The organism is Pseudomonas sp. 22085, assembly GCF_052045815.1.
Taxonomy (GTDB): domain Bacteria; phylum Pseudomonadota; class Gammaproteobacteria; order Pseudomonadales; family Pseudomonadaceae; genus Aquipseudomonas; species Aquipseudomonas glycinae.
Map to the genome: position 1 here is coordinate 25,599 of NZ_JBQEQA010000021.1, position 15,713 is coordinate 41,311.

The window sequence follows — 15,713 nt, forward strand, 5'->3', positions numbered from 1 at the left end:
AGAGACTTACTTCTCCAGTTTAACTTCAAAATTTATTTCACTCGCGTAGGCAGGATCCATATCACTTCCATCAGGCCGACCGCCTTCGGCCTTTACATTTAAAAGCCTCCCTGTGATCTTGCCTTCGTGAGGTTCCATTTCAGCGATTCGCATGACGCCTTCGCGAACCCTGCCGCCGCTGATCATGAAGTCCCCACCCTCCACCAGCAACGCACCAAAACCGCCTGAGCCGACTTTGTAATCAATATCCGGCTTAAAATCAAAGTGACTAAAATCCAGGCGAAACACCCAGCCCTTCTCATCCTGAGTTGGCCCAAACCCCCAAAAATATCTTTGACCTTCAGTCGTAAGAAGGCCATCGAATGCAATTTTTTTTATTGGTTCAAAATCGCTATTCGCGAGTGCAATTTTGAATTCCGCGACCAACTTCCCTACCTCTACACGGTCAACAGGGATAATTTCATCAACGCTGATTTTATGCATGATTAGCCACCTTCAGATTTTTTATAAAGACCCTTTCGGCTACACAATCTATACAATTAAACCAATAAGCTCCCCTGTCAATTTTGACAGTATTGAAGAAAAATTCGATATATAGATCAGCGTTTTAAGACACAAAAAACAATCGAGGTCCTAATCGGCTGTATTCCGCTCCCGCCGAACCTGCACCAACAACGCCGGTGCAAAGTGCAACACCACCATCCGCGCCAGATGGTGAGTGAGGATAAACACCACATTCAGCCCGCCCGCGAACGCCACAATCGCGATGGTTTCGATTGCCCCCGGCATGTAGGCCAGCCACAGCGACAACGCATCGCTGCCCAGCAACCGTGCCGCCGCCAATGCAAAAACCGCCGCGACCAAAATCATCAAACCCACCGACACCAATGCCGTGCGACCATGACGTCCCAGTTCCGCGAGGCCAAGTCCCTGGAATCGCGAACCGATCCGCACACCCAGAATCAGCGCCGCCAGATTCAGGCTCCAATCCGGCATGTGAAAGCCCTGCAGCCATCCTGATTTCACGAACACGGCGGTGATGATGATTGCTGTCAGCATGAACGGCGCCGGCACGCCAACGGCCAGCAGCAAACGCCCGACCACCACGCTCAAACCGATCACCGACAGCACGGTCAGCGCCATGCCCGTCGACAGCGGATCGACCTCGGCCACCGCAACCGGCGCCGTTCCGGGAATCAGCAAACTCACCAGCACCGTGATCAGCAGCAGCCGCATCAAGTGCACGATGATCACCTTGCTCGACGCCTGATGCGATTCCAGCAAATCGAACACCGCCGCCAGCGCCCCCGGATACACCGCCAGCAAGGCATCCGTGCGATTCCACCCCGCACCGCGCGCTAGCCACCATGCGGCCAGCGCCACTTGCACTGCCAGGCACAGCAGCAACACGCCGAGGCTCGGCAACATCGTGGAGACGGTCGCGCTGTCCCACGCTTCGAACATCAACCCGGTGGCGATGCCCAGCGTGACCTGGATGTAGCCCAGGCCATAGGGTGTCGCTGGCGCGAATTTGAATTTGGTGACGACCAGTGCCGTCACAAGAATGGAGCCCAACAACAAACCGTGAGGCACACCTTCGAACTGCAACAGCGCGCCGAACCCGGCAGCAATCAACAAACACAGAATGGATTTCAAGGTCGCCTTCCTGGCTATTCAAAGTGCTTTTCAGTTAAGTCAGGCGCGCAATCGTCCAATCGCCCGCCGATATTTTTCGATCCGCTCCAGATCCTCCCAACTCGGCGAGGCAATCCGCGACAGGTCGCTGTTTTCTTCCAGATCCGCCAGTTTCACCACCCGTCCGATCGGGTTATGCGCCGCGCGCTCGACGAAGTCCTCGTAGGATTCGCCGGGCACCTTGGTCACCGACTCGATGGCTGACAGCACTTCTTCGCTGAAGCCTTCCTTGCGCAAATCTTCGAGGCTGATGCCGCAATCCTCGACCACATCGTGCAGCACCGCGACGATGCGCTCTTCCAGGCTGCTCATGCGCAACATGACCTTCAGCGGATGCAAAATGTACGGCGCACCGCCCTTGTCCACCTGCCCCGCGTGGGCTGTGGCGGCAATCGCGATGGCGCGTTCCAGTGTCTGAGTCATGGGGGTTTCCTCGGGTCAGACGCCGTACCGGCCGCCAATATAGAAGTGGCGCTTGAACCAGCGCCCGATCGCCTGCAAACGCCCAGTTGGCTGCGCCGGCTCGGCATAGCGCTGGAGGATCAGAGAGACCAGATCAGCCTGACTCTCCCTCGGATGAGCATCCAGCAACTCGACCACCCAGGCACATCCGGCCTTCTTCAAATGTTCACGCCATTCACCGGGCCAGCCATCCAGCTCGTCCAGCGCCAACCACCGCGCACCGCCCTGCTCGACATGCCCGCCGCCGATCGATTGCTCGAAGCAGAACGGCGTCGCCGGGCGGGACAGGTCGATGCAGAAGAGGTAGATGTCCTGGGTTTTGTGCTGCGACGTGGGGGCGTTGTTGCGGCTGCCGATCTGAATCATGCGCGGTTCCGTCCGTGGGAGAGGCGTTACAACTTGTTTCGCAGTCTACGACGTGGTGCTGATGGGGGGAACCTTTGGCGATGAGCCGGGGCGTGGCAAGTGAAAAGTTTGACTGGGCAGTCTGGGAATTGCGCTTCAGTCGCCCACAAAAAAGGGACACCGTTGGGTGTCCCTTTTACGTTTGGAATTTGGTCAATCGATCAACGCTTCATGGCTTCACACTGACTGCGCAGATCATGATCGCCGATTGAAGAACAACTAGTGCCCTTCTTCGCTTCACAAAACGCCCGCTGGTCATGATCACCGATGCTTGAACATGAACTGCCTTTCTCCGCTTCACAGGCCGCGCGCAGGTCGTGATCGCCGATGGAGGAACAACTGCTGCCCTTTTTTGCTTCGCAATAAGCGCGCTGGTCATGATCGCCAATGCTTGAGCACGAACTGCCTTTCTCCGCTTCGCAGGCCGAACGCAAATCGTGGTCGCCGATGGAAGAACAACTGCTGCCTTCCTCCCTGGCCTGGCAGTAACTGCGTTTGTCGTGATCACTGATGCTGGAGCAACTGGCGGAAACATAACCGCTGAACAGCAACAACATCGCAAGAATCAGTTTCATCTCACACTTCCTTGGCTTGCCAGGAAACAGCCTGGTACTGGGTGATTCGTTCAAATGAGCGTCGCGACACGCCATCAAATTGACATCGTTTTTGAGGAAAGTTCCGGGGCAGGAATATGTGATGAATTTCGGGATCTGAAAACCGCGTAGGAAATGACTGCTCGTGGTGAGCGAGCTTGTTCAAAAATTTGATGTTCCATAGCGATCAACAAATGCACGAAATTCGCTATGCACTCATAGCGTGGAAAGCGCCAAAATACAGGATCAATAACTAATCAGTATAAAAAACTGTAACTTCTAACAGGTTCCTCAACAAAGCCATCCGCCTACTCTCCAGGAACTGGGGATGATTGCATCTCCTAACCGGCTGACAGAGGGTAAGGAAAATGGCAAACGACATTAGAGGTAACTACGACGGCGGGGACGGAAACATCTATCGCCTGGTGATCGAAAGTCAGGATGAGTCAATGGGCACATTCAGCGGCTACTTCCACAACAGTCAGATCAACAAATGGGAAAAAGTCAGTGGTAGCTATCACTTTTTTTCCGGTGGTCGGGACGAGACCGTGCTCAACGTAACGACCTCGGTCGGAAATTGGCAATGGGAATCGGATCACGTCAACGGTAGGCCATCCTTCCAAACATGGACCGCTATACTAAACGGCCGCCAAACGGGCGGATTTTATCGAGAGCCAAACACACAACCTAAAGCACCCACCATGGCGGAGTTGCAATACGGCCAGTAGCATGACCAAACATACGCCAGCGCTGATCTGACGCCTTTGATACCCAGACAACCATGCTTTGTTATACAAGGCATGGTTGCTTCATTTAATTAGAAACCAATAAAGACTACGTCGCATCGCAGCGTCAGAAGTTAGCCGGCGTATTCGCACTAATAATCTCCGCCTCATCCGCCCCGATATTCCGGAACTTGTGCGGCAGCGTCGTCGGAAAATAATACCCATCCCCCGCACTCAACACGCTCACCTGCCCATCCACCGTCAACTCCACGGTGCCGCGCGTCACCAACCCACACTCCTCACCTTCAGCGTGAACAATCGGCTCTTCCCCCGAACTCGCGCCCGGGGCGTATTGCTCGCGCAGCAAGCGCATCTGGCGGCTCGGGACCGAGGCGCCAATCAGCAGCAGGCGCAGGCCGTGGCGGCCGAGGTCGGGTTGTTCGTTGGCGCGGAAGACGTATTGGTGTTCGCGGGGCGGCTGGTCGAAGGTGAAGAAGTCGGCCAGGGACATCGGGATGCCTTCGAGCAGCTTTTTCAATGAGCTGACGGAAGGACTGACGCGATTCTGTTCGATCAGGGAGATGGTGGCATTGGTCACGCCGCTACGCCGGGCCAGCTCGCGCTGGGAGAGTTTGTAGCTTTCGCGTACTAGTTTGAGTCGAGAACCCGTATCCATGACAGCCTTATGTGAGAACGACTTAAGGGCGATGGGGGTGGGTGGCGGGTGCCGCGCAAGGCGCGCGGATCACGTTGCTCCCGTGTCCCGGAACCGTGAAAGGCGGCTATTAAATCACGTTTGCTGGTGTTGCTCAGCAGGTTCGATGGACGGTGGGTGAAAAGAGCCTGCTGAGGGTAATTGCGAAGTAAAAGCAAAACCTGTGGGAGCTGGCTTGCCAGCGATTGGGCGGCACTTTCAACATCCTTTTTGCTGATAGACCGCTTTCGCGAGCAAGCTCGCTCCCACAGGGTTTGTGGTGCGGCTTGTCAGGTAAAAAAACCGGCGGCGCCTGTGCGGGGCCACCGCCGGGGAGGTTAATCAGATGCCGAAACGGTCACGCAGCGAGTAATACACGGCGCCGAGGGCGGTCAGCGGCGCGGAGAAGGTGCGCCCGCCGATCATCGGCATGTGTGGCAGGGAGGCGAAGGCGTCAAAACGCTCGGCGTCGCCGCGGATCATTTCCGAGATCAGTTTGCCGGCCAGGTGCGAGCAGGTGACGCCGTGGCCGCTGTAGCCCTGCATGTAGTAGGCGTTTTTCTCGATGCGGCCGAATTGCGGCATGCGTGACATGGTCAGCAGGAAGTTGCCGGTCCAGCGGTAGTCGATTTTCACGTCCTTGAGCTGCGGGAAGGTCTTGAGGATCTTCGGGCGGATCAGGGTTTCGATGTCGTCCGGTTCACGGGCGCCGTAGACCACGCCGCCGCCGTAGAGCAGTCGGTTGTCGGCGGTCAGACGGTAGTAGTCGAGCAGGTAGTTGCAGTCTTCGACGCAGTAGTTGTTGGTGATCAGGCTGCGGGCCTGTTTTTCGGTCAACGGTTCGGTGACGCAGATCTGCGAGCCGCACGGCATGCTCTTGGCCGTCACGCGGTTATCGAGGCCTTGCGGCAGGTAGGCGTTGCCGGCGATCAGCAGGTACTTGGCGCGGACCTGGCCTTTGGCGGTGCGCACGACGTTGGGTTCGCCGTACTTGATTTCCACCGCAGCGGACTGCTCGTAGATCTTGCCGCCCAGACGCACGATGGCGGCGGCTTCACCGAGGGCCAGGTTCAGCGGGTGGATGTGACCGCCCTGCATGTCCAGCAGACCGCCGACGTAGGCGTCGGAACCGACTTCGCGGCGGATGTCCGCAGCGTCGAGCATCTTCAGGTTTTTATTGCCGTAACGTTCCCAGCTACGTTTTTGCTCGGCCAAGCCCTTGAGCTGCTTGCTGTTCATCGCCGCGAAAATACCGCCCGGGCGGTAGTCGCACTTGATGTCGTATTCCTTGATGCGCGAACGAATGATGTCGGCGCCTTCGAAGATCATGCTGCCGAGGATTTCGGCGGTCTTGTCGCCGTAGCGCTCTTCGATCACGTCGACGTCGCGGCTGTAGGAGTTGACCAGTTGGCCTCCGTTTCGACCGCTGGCGCCGTAGCCGACTTTCGCCGCTTCCAGCACCGTCACCTTGTAGCCGGCTTCGCTCAGGAACAGTGCCGAGGACAGGCCGGTGTAGCCGGCGCCGATGATGCAGACATCGCACTCCACCGACTCTTCGAGGATCGGGAAATCGATCACTTCGTTGCGGGTGGCGGCGTAGTAGCTGTTCACGTGTTGTTGTTTCATTTTTTATTCTCCGAGGGTCGCCGGTTGCAGGCGACCACCGCTGTAAAAGAGTCAGAGCTTGATCCAGGTCGCTTTCAGCTCGGTGTACTTGTCGAACGCGTGCAGCGATTTGTCGCGACCGTTGCCCGACTGCTTGAAGCCACCGAACGGCGCGGTCATGTCGCCGCCGTCGTACTGGTTGACCCACACGCTGCCGGCGCGCAGGCCACGGGCGAAGGTGTGGGCCTTGCTCAGGTTGCTGGTCCAGACCCCGGCGGCGAGGCCGAAGATGCTGTCGTTGGCGATGTGCAGCGCTTCCTCAACGGTGTCGAAGGTGATCAACGACAGCACCGGGCCGAAGATTTCTTCCTTGGCGATGGTCATGGCGTTGGTCACACCGTCAAAAATCGTCGGCTCGATGTAGGTGCCGCCGGTTTCTTCGAGGGTGCGATGGCCGCCGGCGATCAGCTCGGCGCCCTGCTCGCGGCCGATGCTGATGTAGCGCAGCACATTGTCCAGTTGACGCTGATCGACCACGGCGCCGACGGTGGTGGCAGGATCCAGGGCGTGACCCGGTTTCCACGCTTGCAGCGCTTCCACCAGCAGTGGGATGAATTGCTCGCGGATCGAACGCTCCACCAGCAGGCGCGAGCCGGCGGTGCAGACTTCGCCCTGGTTGAACGCAATGGCGCCGGCCGCCGCTTGTGCTGCCGCGCGCAAGTCCGGTGCGTCGGCAAACACCACGTTCGGGCTCTTGCCCCCTGCTTCGAGCCAGACGCGTTTCATGTTGCTTTGGCCGGCATAAATCATCAGTTGTTTGGCAATCGCCGTGGAGCCGGTGAAGGCCAGCACGTCGACGTCCATGTGCAGCGCCAGCGCCTTGCCGACGGTGTGGCCGAAGCCTGGCAGGACGTTGAACACGCCTTTCGGAATGCCGGCATCCAGCGCAAGCTGCGCGATGCGGATCGCGGTCAGCGGGGATTTTTCCGAAGGCTTGAGAATGAACGAGTTACCTGCCGCCAGGGCCGGAGCGAATTTCCAGCTGGCCATGATCAGCGGGAAGTTCCACGGCACGATGGCAGCAACCACGCCTGATGGCTCGCGAGTGACCAGACCGAGTTGATCGTGCGGGGTGGCTGCGACTTCGTCGTAGATCTTGTCGATCGCTTCGGCGCTCCAGCGGATCGCGTTGGCGGTCGCCGGGATGTCGATGCTCATCGAGTCGCTGATCGGTTTGCCCATGTCGAGGGTTTCCAGCAGCGCCAGTTCTTCCTGGTGTTGCAGGATCAGATCGGCGAAGCGAATCAGGATGCGCTTGCGCTCGGCCGGGGCCTTGTTCGCCCACACGCCGGAGTTGAAGGATTGGCGCGCAGCTTCAACGGCGAGGTTGGCGTCGGCTTCATCGGTGCTGGCGACGGAGGCCAGGAAACGGCCGTCTACGGGGCTCAGGCATTCGAAGGTGTCGCCGCTGATGGCCGGACGGTATTCGCCATTGATGAAGGCGCGGGATTCGAGGGTCAGGGACTGGAAGCGTTGTTCCCAGTCGTTGCGGGTCGTTGTCATGGTGGTGGCTCGACGCGGGGGAATTTTGGGGTGTCTGGGTGTGTGTTCGGTTTGAGATGGCTGCCCTCACCCTAGCCCTCTCCCAGAGGTAGAGGGGACCGACCGAAGTGTCTCGGGAGATGCACCGACGTGAACGACCGAGTCGAATATGGATTCGGTAAAAATCGTTCAGGTCGGCGGATTTCCCGAGTATCCCCGGGTCAGTCCCCTCTCCCTCCGGGAGAGGGTTAGGGTGAGGGGCTTTTGGGCTTTTGAGGGCCCACGCCAATCAAACCGTATGCAGATACCAGTTGTACTCAAGGTCAGAGATCGAGTTTTCGAACTCGGCCAGCTCGCTTTCCTTGCACGCGACGAACACGTCGATGTACATCGGGTCGATGTAGCGGGCCATGACTTCGCTGTCGTCCAGCTCACGCAGGGCGTCGCGCAGGTTGTTCGGCAGGCTCTGTTCGTTCTGCTCGTAGCTGTTGCCTTCAACCGGCGCGCCCGGCTCGATTTCGTTGGTCAGGCCGTGGTGGATACCGGCCAGCACCGAAGCCATGAGCAGGTACGGGTTGGCGTCGGCACCGGCGACACGGTGCTCGATGCGCACGGCATCCGGCGAACCGGTCGGCACACGGACAGCCACGGTACGGTTGTCGATGCCCCAGCTCGGCGAGTTCGGCACGTAGAACTGTGCGCCGAAGCGGCGGTACGAGTTGACGTTCGGGCACAGGAAAGCCATTTGCGCAGGCAGGGTCTCCAGCACACCGCCGATCGCGTGGCGTAGCGCGGCGTTCTGCTCGGGATCCTCGCTGGCGAAGATGTTGTTGCCTTCTTTATCCAGAATCGAAATGTGTACGTGCAGACCGTTGCCCGCCTGGCCCGGATACGGCTTGGCCATGAAGGTGGTGTCCATCTCGTGGTCGTAGGCGATGTTCTTCACCAGACGCTTGAGCAGGACGGCGTAGTCGCAGGCCTTGATCGGGTCGGACACGTGGTGCAGGTTGACTTCGAACTGCGCCGGGGCGCTTTCCTTGACGATGGCGTCGGCAGGAATGCCCTGCTCTTTCGCGCCTTCCAGAATGTCCTGAAGGCAGTCGACGTATTCGTCGAGGTCGTCGATCAGGTAGACCTGGGTCGACACCGGACGCTTGCCCGACACCGGCGAACGCGGCGATTGCGGACGGCCGTTCACGTTGTCCTGGTCGATCAGGTAGAACTCGAGTTCGAACGCGGCGCAGATGGTCAGGCCCAATGCGTCGAACTTGCGCACCACGTTGGCCAGCACTTCACGCGGGTCGGCAAAGAACGGCTCGCCTTCCAGTTCGTGCATGGTCATCAGCAGTTGCGCGGTCGGGCGCTTCTGCCAGGGCTCGATGCTCAGGGTGCCCGGAATCGGGTAGCAGATGCGGTCGGCGTCGCCGATGTCCAGGCCCAGGCCGGTGCTTTCCACCGTGGAGCCGTTGATGTCGAGGGCAAAGAGCGAGGCCGGCAGGTTGATGCCTTTCTCGTAAACCTTGTGAAGACTGGTGCGCTCGATGCGCTTGCCGCGCACCACACCGTTCATGTCTGCAATCAGAAGGTCGACGTACAAAACCTCAGGATGTTTCTTAAGGAATGCGTTTGCTTCGTTGAGTTGAACGGCACGCAGAGGGACCGACATGATGCACCTATTTAGCTGTTAATTATTATGTTCACTGCTGTTTCGCCGAGCCAGTCAACCCGAACGGCAAAGTGAAGTCAATAGCGAACACAGGGCCGCTCAGCGTTTATTTTTAGGGCTTTTTTTAACACTCTCGTGCCAACGCAGGCGCCAGAGGCCCGCGATTCAAGAAGATTTGATGAGCGGCGTTTAGAATTTTTTACATGGGAGTTGTTAATTAAAATCAACGAGGCTAAGCTCCGGAAAAGCTCGTTCAAGTGTCAAACTTCGAGGTGAATAAAAATGGCATTCAAGCCATTGATCGGCGTTACTGCGTGCGTCAAACAGATTGGCCTGCACCCCTATCACATCAGCGGCGACAAGTACGTTCGCGCTGTCAGCGTTGCGGCGCTGGGGTTGCCCGTCGTCATTCCTTCCCTTGGCCAACTGACTGAAATCGAAGACCTGCTGGGTCAGCTCGACGGTCTGTTGCTGACCGGCTCGCCGTCCAACGTGGAACCCTTCCACTATCAGGGCCCGGACAGCGCTCCCGGCACGGATCACGATCCGGCGCGGGATGCCACTACCCTTCCTCTATTGCGTGCAGCCATCGCGGCGGGCGTTCCGGTACTCGGCATCTGCCGGGGTTTCCAGGAAATGAACGTGGCGTTCGGCGGCAGCCTGCACCAGAAGGTGCATGAGCTGCCGGGCATGCTCGATCACCGCGAAGCCGACAGCCCGGATGTCGCCGTGCAATACGCCCCGGCCCATGCCGTGACGGTGCTGCCCGGTGGCGTGTTCGAAGCGCTGGAGCTGCCGGGTGAATTCCAGGTCAACTCGATTCACAGTCAGGGCATCGACCGCCTCGCTCCCGGCCTGCGCGCCGAAGCCGTGGCTCCGGACGGCCTGATCGAGGCGGTCTCGGTGGAGCACAGCCCGACCTTCGCCCTCGGCGTGCAATGGCACCCGGAATGGCAAGTGCTGGACAACCCGAACTACCTGCGGATTTTCCAGGCATTCGGCGAGGCTTGCCGCCAGCGTGCGGCGCGGCGCAACCAGCGCTGAGACAACCCAGAATTTCATCACTGTTTACTGCCCCCACGGGGTCGGCGGCTGCGCGTGTGCGCACCCGTCATCCGTGAAAACAACAACCCGTAATAACAACAAGTACTACCCAGGCAGCCAGGACGGCGGCGCCGACCAAGCCGGATCGGCAAGCGCAATACCAATCGGATCAATGCAAAACCCTGTGGGAGCTGGCTTGCCAGCTATGGCGGCGGGTCAGTCACCTCAATCTCGGAAGTGACGGCCTCATCGCGGGCAAGCCCGCTCCCACAGGGGGATGCGATCCGACAGGAAATGCTCTTGCAAGTCTGCAATCCACTCTTAAGCCAGGCCGCGTTGGCCCGGCGACTGAAACCTGTTGGGAGTTTCACATGGCAAACGCCTCCAGCACTTACAGGAAGGCTCTTGAAGGTCATCAGCAACCGAAAAAGGTTCTGGTGAAGGTCGATCGAGTCACCAAGAAGTTCGACGAAACCACGGCGGTGGACGATGTGTCCCTGGAGATCCATCAGGGCGAAATCTTCGCCCTGCTCGGCGGCTCCGGCTCGGGCAAATCGACCCTGCTGCGCATGCTCGCCGGTTTCGAACAGCCGACTGAAGGACGCATTCTGCTCGACGGTGTCGACATCACCGACATGCCGCCGTACGAGCGGCCGATCAACATGATGTTCCAGTCCTACGCCCTGTTCCCGCACATGACCGTGGCGCAGAACATCGCCTTCGGCCTCAAGCAGGACCGCTTGCCGGCCAGCGAAATCGACGCCCGCGTCGAAGAAATGCTGCGCCTCGTCCACATGACCCAATACGCCAAGCGTCGCCCGCATCAACTGTCCGGCGGTCAGCGTCAGCGCGTGGCCCTCGCCCGCTCCCTGGCCAAGCGGCCGAAACTGTTGCTGCTCGACGAACCGATGGGCGCGCTGGATAAAAAGCTGCGTTCGCAAATGCAGCTGGAACTGGTGGAAATCATCGAGCGCGTCGGCGTGACCTGCGTGATGGTGACCCACGACCAGGAAGAGGCCATGACCATGGCCGAACGCATCGCGATCATGCACCTGGGCTGGATCGCCCAGATCGGCAGCCCGGTCGACATTTATGAAGCACCGGTCAGCCGCATGGTCTGCGAATTCATCGGCAACGTGAACGCCTTCGACGGCACCGTGGTCGAGGATCTTGAAGGTCACGCGATCATTCACAGCCCGGACTTGCAGCAAAAGATCTACGTCGGTCATGGCGTCAGCACGTCGGTGCAGGACAAGTCGATCACCTACGCGATCCGCCCGGAAAAAATGCTCGTCAGCACGATCAAGCCCGAGACCCGCTACAACTGGTCCGAAGGCAAGGTGCATGACATCGCCTACCTCGGCGGCCACTCAGTGTTCTACGTCGAATTGCCGAGCGGCAAGATCGTCCAGTCGTTCATGGCCAACGCCGAACGCCGTGGCGCGCGACCGACCTGGGACGACAAGGTCTACGTCTGGTGGGAAGACGACAGCGGCGTGGTACTGCGCTCATGAGAACCTTCAATCAGCAATTCCTGCGCCTGGTGCCCAGCGGGCGAAAGTTCGTCATCGGCATCCCGTTCATCTGGCTGTTCCTGTTCTTCATGCTGCCGTTCTTTCTGGTGATGAAGATCAGCTTCTCGGAAGCCGCGCTGTCGATCCCGCCGTACTCGGAGATCTACACCTACGCCGAACAGAAATTCCAGCTGCTGCTGAACATCGGCAACTACACCATGCTTGGCGAGGACGAGCTGTACCTGTCGGCCTACCTCGGTTCGCTGAAGGTCGCGGCGCTGAGCACGATGATGTGCCTGGTGATCGGTTTCCCGATGGCCTACGCGATCACCAAGACCGGCAAGGAAACGCAAAACGTCCTGCTGCTGTTGATCATGATGCCGACCTGGACCGCGATCCTGATCCGCGTTTACGCGTGGATGGGCATCCTCAGCAACAACGGTCTGCTTAACGCATTTTTGATGTGGACCGGGCTCACCGATCACCCGTTCGAGATCCTCAACACCAACACGGCGGTCTACATTGGGGTCGTGTATGCGTATCTGCCATTCATGGTGCTGCCGCTGTACGCCAACCTGGTGAAGCACGACGGCAGCCTGCTGGAAGCCGCGCAGGATCTGGGTTCGAGCAACTTCAACAACTTCTGGAAAATCACCGTGCCGCTGGCCAAGAACGGCATCATCGCCGGCTGCATGCTGGTGTTCATTCCAGTGGTGGGCGAGTTCGTGATTCCGGAACTGCTGGGCGGCCCGGAGACCCTGATGATCGGTCGCGTGCTGTGGCAAGAGTTCTTCAATAACCGCGACTGGCCGGTGGCGTCTGCTCTGGCGGTGGTGATGCTGTTGATCCTGATTGTGCCGATTCTGCTGTTCAACCGCAGCCAGGCCAAAGAGATGGAGGCACGGGGATGAAACGCTTCGGATTTTCAAAGTTCATGCTGATCTTCGGCCTGATGTTCATCTATCTGCCGATGCTGATTCTGGTGATCTACTCGTTCAACGCCTCGAAACTGGTAACGGTCTGGGGCGGCTGGTCGGTGAAGTGGTACGTCGGCCTGCTCGACAACACTCAACTGATGGGCTCGGTGGTGCGCTCGCTGGAAATCGCCTGCTACACCGCGATTGCCGCCGTAGCGTTGGGCACCCTCGCCGCGTTCGTGCTGACCCGCATCACCCGCTTCAAGGGTCGTACGCTGTTCGGTGGTCTGGTGACCGCGCCGCTGGTGATGCCTGAGGTGATTACCGGGCTGTCGCTGTTGCTGCTGTTCGTGGCGATGGCGCAACTGATCGGCTGGCCGCAGGAGCGTGGCATCGTCACCATCTGGATCGCCCACACCACGTTTTGTGCGGCGTATGTGGCGGTGGTGGTGTCGGCGCGTCTGCGCGAGCTGGACCTGTCGATCGAAGAAGCGGCGATGGATCTGGGCGCGAAACCGTTCAAGGTGTTTTTCCTGATCACCATCCCGATGATCGCGCCGTCGCTGGCAGCGGGCGGCATGATGTCGTTCGCCCTGTCGCTGGACGATCTGGTGCTGGCGAGCTTCGTGTCGGGGCCGGGTTCCACCACCCTGCCGATGGAAGTCTTCTCGGCCGTGCGTCTGGGCGTGAAGCCCGAGATCAACGCCGTGGCCAGCCTGATTCTGCTGGCGGTGTCGCTGGTGACCTTCCTGGTCTGGTACTTCGGCCGCAAGGCAGAAGCCAACCGCAAGCGGGCGATTCAGGAAGCGATGGATCAGACCGCCAACGAATCGTGGCAGCAACCGCAACCTCAACGAGTGGCAGCGACGGCCTAGGGCCGTCGCGTTTTACGGCTTTGCGCTTTGGCTTAAAAGCTTTTGAATAAAAAGAATGGAGTTTCACCGATGAAAATGTTTGGCAGGACTCTGCTGACACTGTCCTTATTGGGCGCAATCGCCACAGGCGCCCAGGCCAACGACAAGGTGCTGCGCGTTTACAACTGGTCGGATTACATCGCCCCGGACACCGTCAAGAAGTTCGAGGACGAGACCGGCATCCGCGTGACCTACGACGTGTTCGACAGCAATGAAACCCTCGAGGCGCGTCTGCTCGCGGGTAAATCCGGCTACGACATCGTGGTGCCGTCCAACAGTTTCCTGGCCAAGCAGATCAAGGCCGGGGTCTATCAGACCCTGGACAAATCGAAGCTGCCAAACTGGAAAAACCTCAACCCGGTGCTGCTGAAAAACGCCTCCGCCAGTGATCCGGACAACGCCCATGCGTTCCCGTACATGTGGGGCTCGATCGGCATCGGCTTCAACCCGGACAAGGTCAAGGAAGTGCTCGGCAAGAATGCGCCGACCAATTCCTGGGACCTGCTGTTCAAACCAGAGAACGCCGAGAAGCTGAAAGCCTGTGGTATCAGCTTCCTCGACTCGCCGACCGAAATGCTCCCGGCCGCCCTGCACTACCTGGGCTATCCGGTGAACGACAAAGACGTGAAGCACATCGCCGAAGCCGAAGCGCTGTTCATGAAGATCCGGCCGTCGGTGGCGTATTTCCATTCGTCCAAGTACATCTCCGATCTGGCCAACGGCAACATTTGCGTGGCCGTCGGTTACTCGGGTGACGTGTTGCAGGCCAAGGCCCGTGCGGTGGAATCGGGCAACAAGGTCGAGATCGACTACAGCATTCCCAAGGAAGGCGCCGGCAGTTTCTATGACATGGTCGCCATCCCGCGCGATGCCGCCAACGTCGAGAACGCTTACCTGTTCATGAACTTCCTGATGCGCCCGGACATCATCGCCGAAGTCACCAACAGCATCGGCTACAGCAACGCCAACGAAGCCGCGACGCCGCTGGTGGACGAAGCGATCCGCAACGACCCGGGCTCGTACCCGCCGCAAGCGGTGATGGCCACGTTGTATGCGGTGCCGGATCAGCCGATTGCCACGCAGCGGATCATGACCCGGGGCTGGACACGCGTGAAACTCGGCAAGTAATGGCACCACGATCGTTCCCACGCTCCGCGTGGGAATGCCTCAAGGGACGCTCCGCGTTCCAGCTCCGGAAGGGACGCGGAGCGTCCCGGGCTGCATTCCCACGCAGAGCGTGGGAACGATCAGGCAGTCAGCGATCAGAGTTACAAGTTTCCGTTCATGCAGCGCCTTACCACCGCTGCCCCCTGCTCTGAACGGCCTCACCTGGCTCTCCTCGGTTCAGGTGAATTCAGGCGCCCTCGGGCGCCTTTTTTTGTGGGTTCAGATCAGTGGCCAGTCGGCCAGCGAGCGGTAGCGCCCCTTGTGGGATTCGAACAGCGCAAAGCGCTCGGCCCGCAGGAAGAACTCCGGCGGCGTGGCGGATTCCGGTTCCGGCGCTCGATAGTCCCGGGCCAGCGTCAGGTGCGGACGGTACTCCCGCGTTGCCTCTTCAAACCCGAACGGCAACATCGCCTGCTCCAGCGCATACACCAGCCGCAGCAATCCCTGCGGTGCCTGCTCCGGCGCCAGCGACAACACCCCGGCACATCGCCAGACCTGCAACCGATCCAGCGAAATCCTCAGCGCCTCGCCCGGTATGCGCACCTTCGCCGCCGCCTCACAGACTTCGCCAATCTGCGCCAACGGCACCGCGCCGAGAAACAGCAACGTCAGGTGAAAGTTGTCGGCCGGCACCGGTTTGCCGGTACGCAAACCCAGCTCGCTGCGCCACTGGGCAATCGCCTTGCGCTGCGCCGGCGGGCAGTCCAGGGCGAAAAACAGCCGCTTGAACGGTTGATCTCCGCGCGTTTCGTCCGTCATGACCCCGCTCC

16 protein-coding genes are annotated in these 15,713 nt (G+C 59.4%); 6 read left to right on the top strand and 10 right to left on the bottom strand.

Annotated elements, in window-relative coordinates:
• Positions 1-6: 6 nt before the first annotated feature.
• From ACTJK7_RS23090 to ACTJK7_RS23110, 5 genes are all read right to left on the bottom strand, one after another.
• Complete coding sequence (locus tag ACTJK7_RS23090; protein ID WP_108561113.1) at positions 7-483, bottom strand: hypothetical protein; 477 nt, start codon at positions 481-483, stop codon at positions 7-9.
• A gap of 150 nt (positions 484-633) precedes the next feature.
• Positions 634-1,656: an AbrB family transcriptional regulator gene (locus tag ACTJK7_RS23095; RefSeq protein WP_108561110.1), complete on the bottom strand. Its 1,023-nt coding sequence runs from the start codon at positions 1,654-1,656 to the stop codon at positions 634-636.
• A 39-nt stretch (positions 1,657-1,695) separates the two neighbouring features.
• Positions 1,696-2,118: an HD domain-containing protein gene (locus tag ACTJK7_RS23100; protein WP_108561107.1), complete on the bottom strand. Its 423-nt coding sequence runs from the start codon at positions 2,116-2,118 to the stop codon at positions 1,696-1,698.
• A 15-nt stretch (positions 2,119-2,133) separates the two neighbouring features.
• Positions 2,134-2,523 carry a hypothetical protein gene (locus ACTJK7_RS23105; RefSeq protein ID WP_108561104.1) on the bottom strand — a complete coding sequence of 130 codons (390 nt, stop codon included), beginning with the start codon at positions 2,521-2,523 and terminating at the stop codon, positions 2,134-2,136.
• 200 nt (positions 2,524-2,723) lie between these two features.
• Entirely contained in the window at positions 2,724-3,137 is a 414-nt protein-coding gene (locus tag ACTJK7_RS23110) for a hypothetical protein (protein ID WP_108561101.1), read from the bottom strand.
• A gap of 386 nt (positions 3,138-3,523) precedes the next feature.
• Here ACTJK7_RS23110 and ACTJK7_RS23115 point away from each other — a divergent pair, with 386 nt between their 5' ends.
• A complete protein-coding gene (locus ACTJK7_RS23115) occupies positions 3,524-3,883 on the top strand; it encodes a hypothetical protein (protein ID WP_108561097.1) in 360 nt (119 codons plus the stop codon).
• Positions 3,884-4,007: 124 nt separating this feature from the next.
• Here ACTJK7_RS23115 and ACTJK7_RS23120 read toward each other — a convergent pair whose 3' ends face one another.
• The 4 genes from ACTJK7_RS23120 to ACTJK7_RS23135 all read right to left on the bottom strand — a co-directional run bounded on the left by ACTJK7_RS23120 (position 4,008) and on the right by ACTJK7_RS23135 (position 9,387).
• On the bottom strand, positions 4,008-4,556 hold the full coding sequence (locus ACTJK7_RS23120; protein ID WP_011333561.1) for a cupin domain-containing protein: 549 nt from the start codon (positions 4,554-4,556) through the stop codon (positions 4,008-4,010).
• Between the two features lie 360 nt (positions 4,557-4,916).
• Positions 4,917-6,200 carry an NAD(P)/FAD-dependent oxidoreductase gene (locus ACTJK7_RS23125; protein WP_440780666.1) on the bottom strand — a complete coding sequence of 428 codons (1,284 nt, stop codon included), beginning with the start codon at positions 6,198-6,200 and terminating at the stop codon, positions 4,917-4,919.
• A 51-nt stretch (positions 6,201-6,251) separates the two neighbouring features.
• The gene (locus ACTJK7_RS23130) at positions 6,252-7,742 is read right to left on the bottom strand and encodes an aldehyde dehydrogenase (RefSeq protein ID WP_108561091.1); all 1,491 of its coding nucleotides are present in this window, start codon (positions 7,740-7,742) and stop codon (positions 6,252-6,254) included.
• Positions 7,743-8,010: 268 nt separating this feature from the next.
• Positions 8,011-9,387, bottom strand: coding sequence for a glutamine synthetase family protein (locus ACTJK7_RS23135; protein ID WP_011333558.1), 1,377 nt, complete (start codon positions 9,385-9,387; stop codon positions 8,011-8,013).
• Positions 9,388-9,669: 282 nt separating this feature from the next.
• On the opposite strand from ACTJK7_RS23135, the gene ACTJK7_RS23140 reads away from it, so the two are divergent.
• The 5 genes from ACTJK7_RS23140 (at position 9,670) to ACTJK7_RS23160 (ending at position 14,904) form a co-directional block, all read left to right on the top strand.
• The gene (locus ACTJK7_RS23140) at positions 9,670-10,431 is read left to right on the top strand and encodes a gamma-glutamyl-gamma-aminobutyrate hydrolase family protein (protein WP_085655701.1); all 762 of its coding nucleotides are present in this window, start codon (positions 9,670-9,672) and stop codon (positions 10,429-10,431) included.
• A gap of 371 nt (positions 10,432-10,802) precedes the next feature.
• Entirely contained in the window at positions 10,803-11,945 is a 1,143-nt protein-coding gene (potA, locus tag ACTJK7_RS23145) for a polyamine ABC transporter ATP-binding protein (protein WP_108561088.1), read from the top strand.
• Entirely contained in the window at positions 11,942-12,856 is a 915-nt protein-coding gene (locus ACTJK7_RS23150; RefSeq protein ID WP_323151721.1) for an ABC transporter permease subunit, read from the top strand. The genes potA and ACTJK7_RS23150 overlap by 4 nt, the downstream gene beginning before the upstream one ends.
• Positions 12,853-13,737 carry an ABC transporter permease subunit gene (locus ACTJK7_RS23155; protein ID WP_323151720.1) on the top strand — a complete coding sequence of 295 codons (885 nt, stop codon included), beginning with the start codon at positions 12,853-12,855 and terminating at the stop codon, positions 13,735-13,737. Before ACTJK7_RS23150 ends, ACTJK7_RS23155 begins: the two co-directional genes overlap by 4 nt.
• A gap of 69 nt (positions 13,738-13,806) precedes the next feature.
• Positions 13,807-14,904: a polyamine ABC transporter substrate-binding protein gene (locus ACTJK7_RS23160; RefSeq protein WP_039770922.1), complete on the top strand. Its 1,098-nt coding sequence runs from the start codon at positions 13,807-13,809 to the stop codon at positions 14,902-14,904.
• 258 nt (positions 14,905-15,162) lie between these two features.
• On the opposite strand, the gene thpR is transcribed toward ACTJK7_RS23160, so the two are convergent.
• Positions 15,163-15,702: an RNA 2',3'-cyclic phosphodiesterase gene (thpR, locus tag ACTJK7_RS23165; protein ID WP_440780667.1), complete on the bottom strand. Its 540-nt coding sequence runs from the start codon at positions 15,700-15,702 to the stop codon at positions 15,163-15,165.
• Between the last annotated feature and the right edge of the window lie 11 nt (positions 15,703-15,713).

Excerpts from the sequence above, each read along its gene's own strand:
- ACTJK7_RS23090 (WP_108561113.1), bottom strand. The coding sequence starts at position 483 with ATGCATAAAATCAGCGTTGATGAAATTATCCCTGTTGACCGTGTAGAG.
- ACTJK7_RS23100 (WP_108561107.1), bottom strand. The coding sequence starts at position 2,118 with ATGACTCAGACACTGGAACGCGCCATCGCGATTGCCGCCACAGCCCAC.
- ACTJK7_RS23105 (WP_108561104.1), bottom strand. The coding sequence starts at position 2,523 with ATGATTCAGATCGGCAGCCGCAACAACGCCCCCACGTCGCAGCACAAA.
- ACTJK7_RS23110 (WP_108561101.1), bottom strand. The coding sequence starts at position 3,137 with ATGAAACTGATTCTTGCGATGTTGTTGCTGTTCAGCGGTTATGTTTCC.
- ACTJK7_RS23115 (WP_108561097.1), top strand. The coding sequence starts at position 3,524 with ATGGCAAACGACATTAGAGGTAACTACGACGGCGGGGACGGAAACATC.
- ACTJK7_RS23120 (WP_011333561.1), bottom strand. The coding sequence starts at position 4,556 with ATGGATACGGGTTCTCGACTCAAACTAGTACGCGAAAGCTACAAACTC.
- ACTJK7_RS23125 (WP_440780666.1), bottom strand. The coding sequence starts at position 6,200 with ATGAAACAACAACACGTGAACAGCTACTACGCCGCCACCCGCAACGAA.
- ACTJK7_RS23130 (WP_108561091.1), bottom strand. The coding sequence starts at position 7,742 with ATGACAACGACCCGCAACGACTGGGAACAACGCTTCCAGTCCCTGACC.
- ACTJK7_RS23135 (WP_011333558.1), bottom strand. The coding sequence starts at position 9,387 with ATGTCGGTCCCTCTGCGTGCCGTTCAACTCAACGAAGCAAACGCATTC.
- ACTJK7_RS23140 (WP_085655701.1), top strand. The coding sequence starts at position 9,670 with ATGGCATTCAAGCCATTGATCGGCGTTACTGCGTGCGTCAAACAGATT.
- potA (WP_108561088.1), top strand. The coding sequence starts at position 10,803 with ATGGCAAACGCCTCCAGCACTTACAGGAAGGCTCTTGAAGGTCATCAG.
- ACTJK7_RS23150 (WP_323151721.1), top strand. The coding sequence starts at position 11,942 with ATGAGAACCTTCAATCAGCAATTCCTGCGCCTGGTGCCCAGCGGGCGA.
- ACTJK7_RS23155 (WP_323151720.1), top strand. The coding sequence starts at position 12,853 with ATGAAACGCTTCGGATTTTCAAAGTTCATGCTGATCTTCGGCCTGATG.
- ACTJK7_RS23160 (WP_039770922.1), top strand. The coding sequence starts at position 13,807 with ATGAAAATGTTTGGCAGGACTCTGCTGACACTGTCCTTATTGGGCGCA.
- thpR (WP_440780667.1), bottom strand. The coding sequence starts at position 15,702 with ATGACGGACGAAACGCGCGGAGATCAACCGTTCAAGCGGCTGTTTTTC.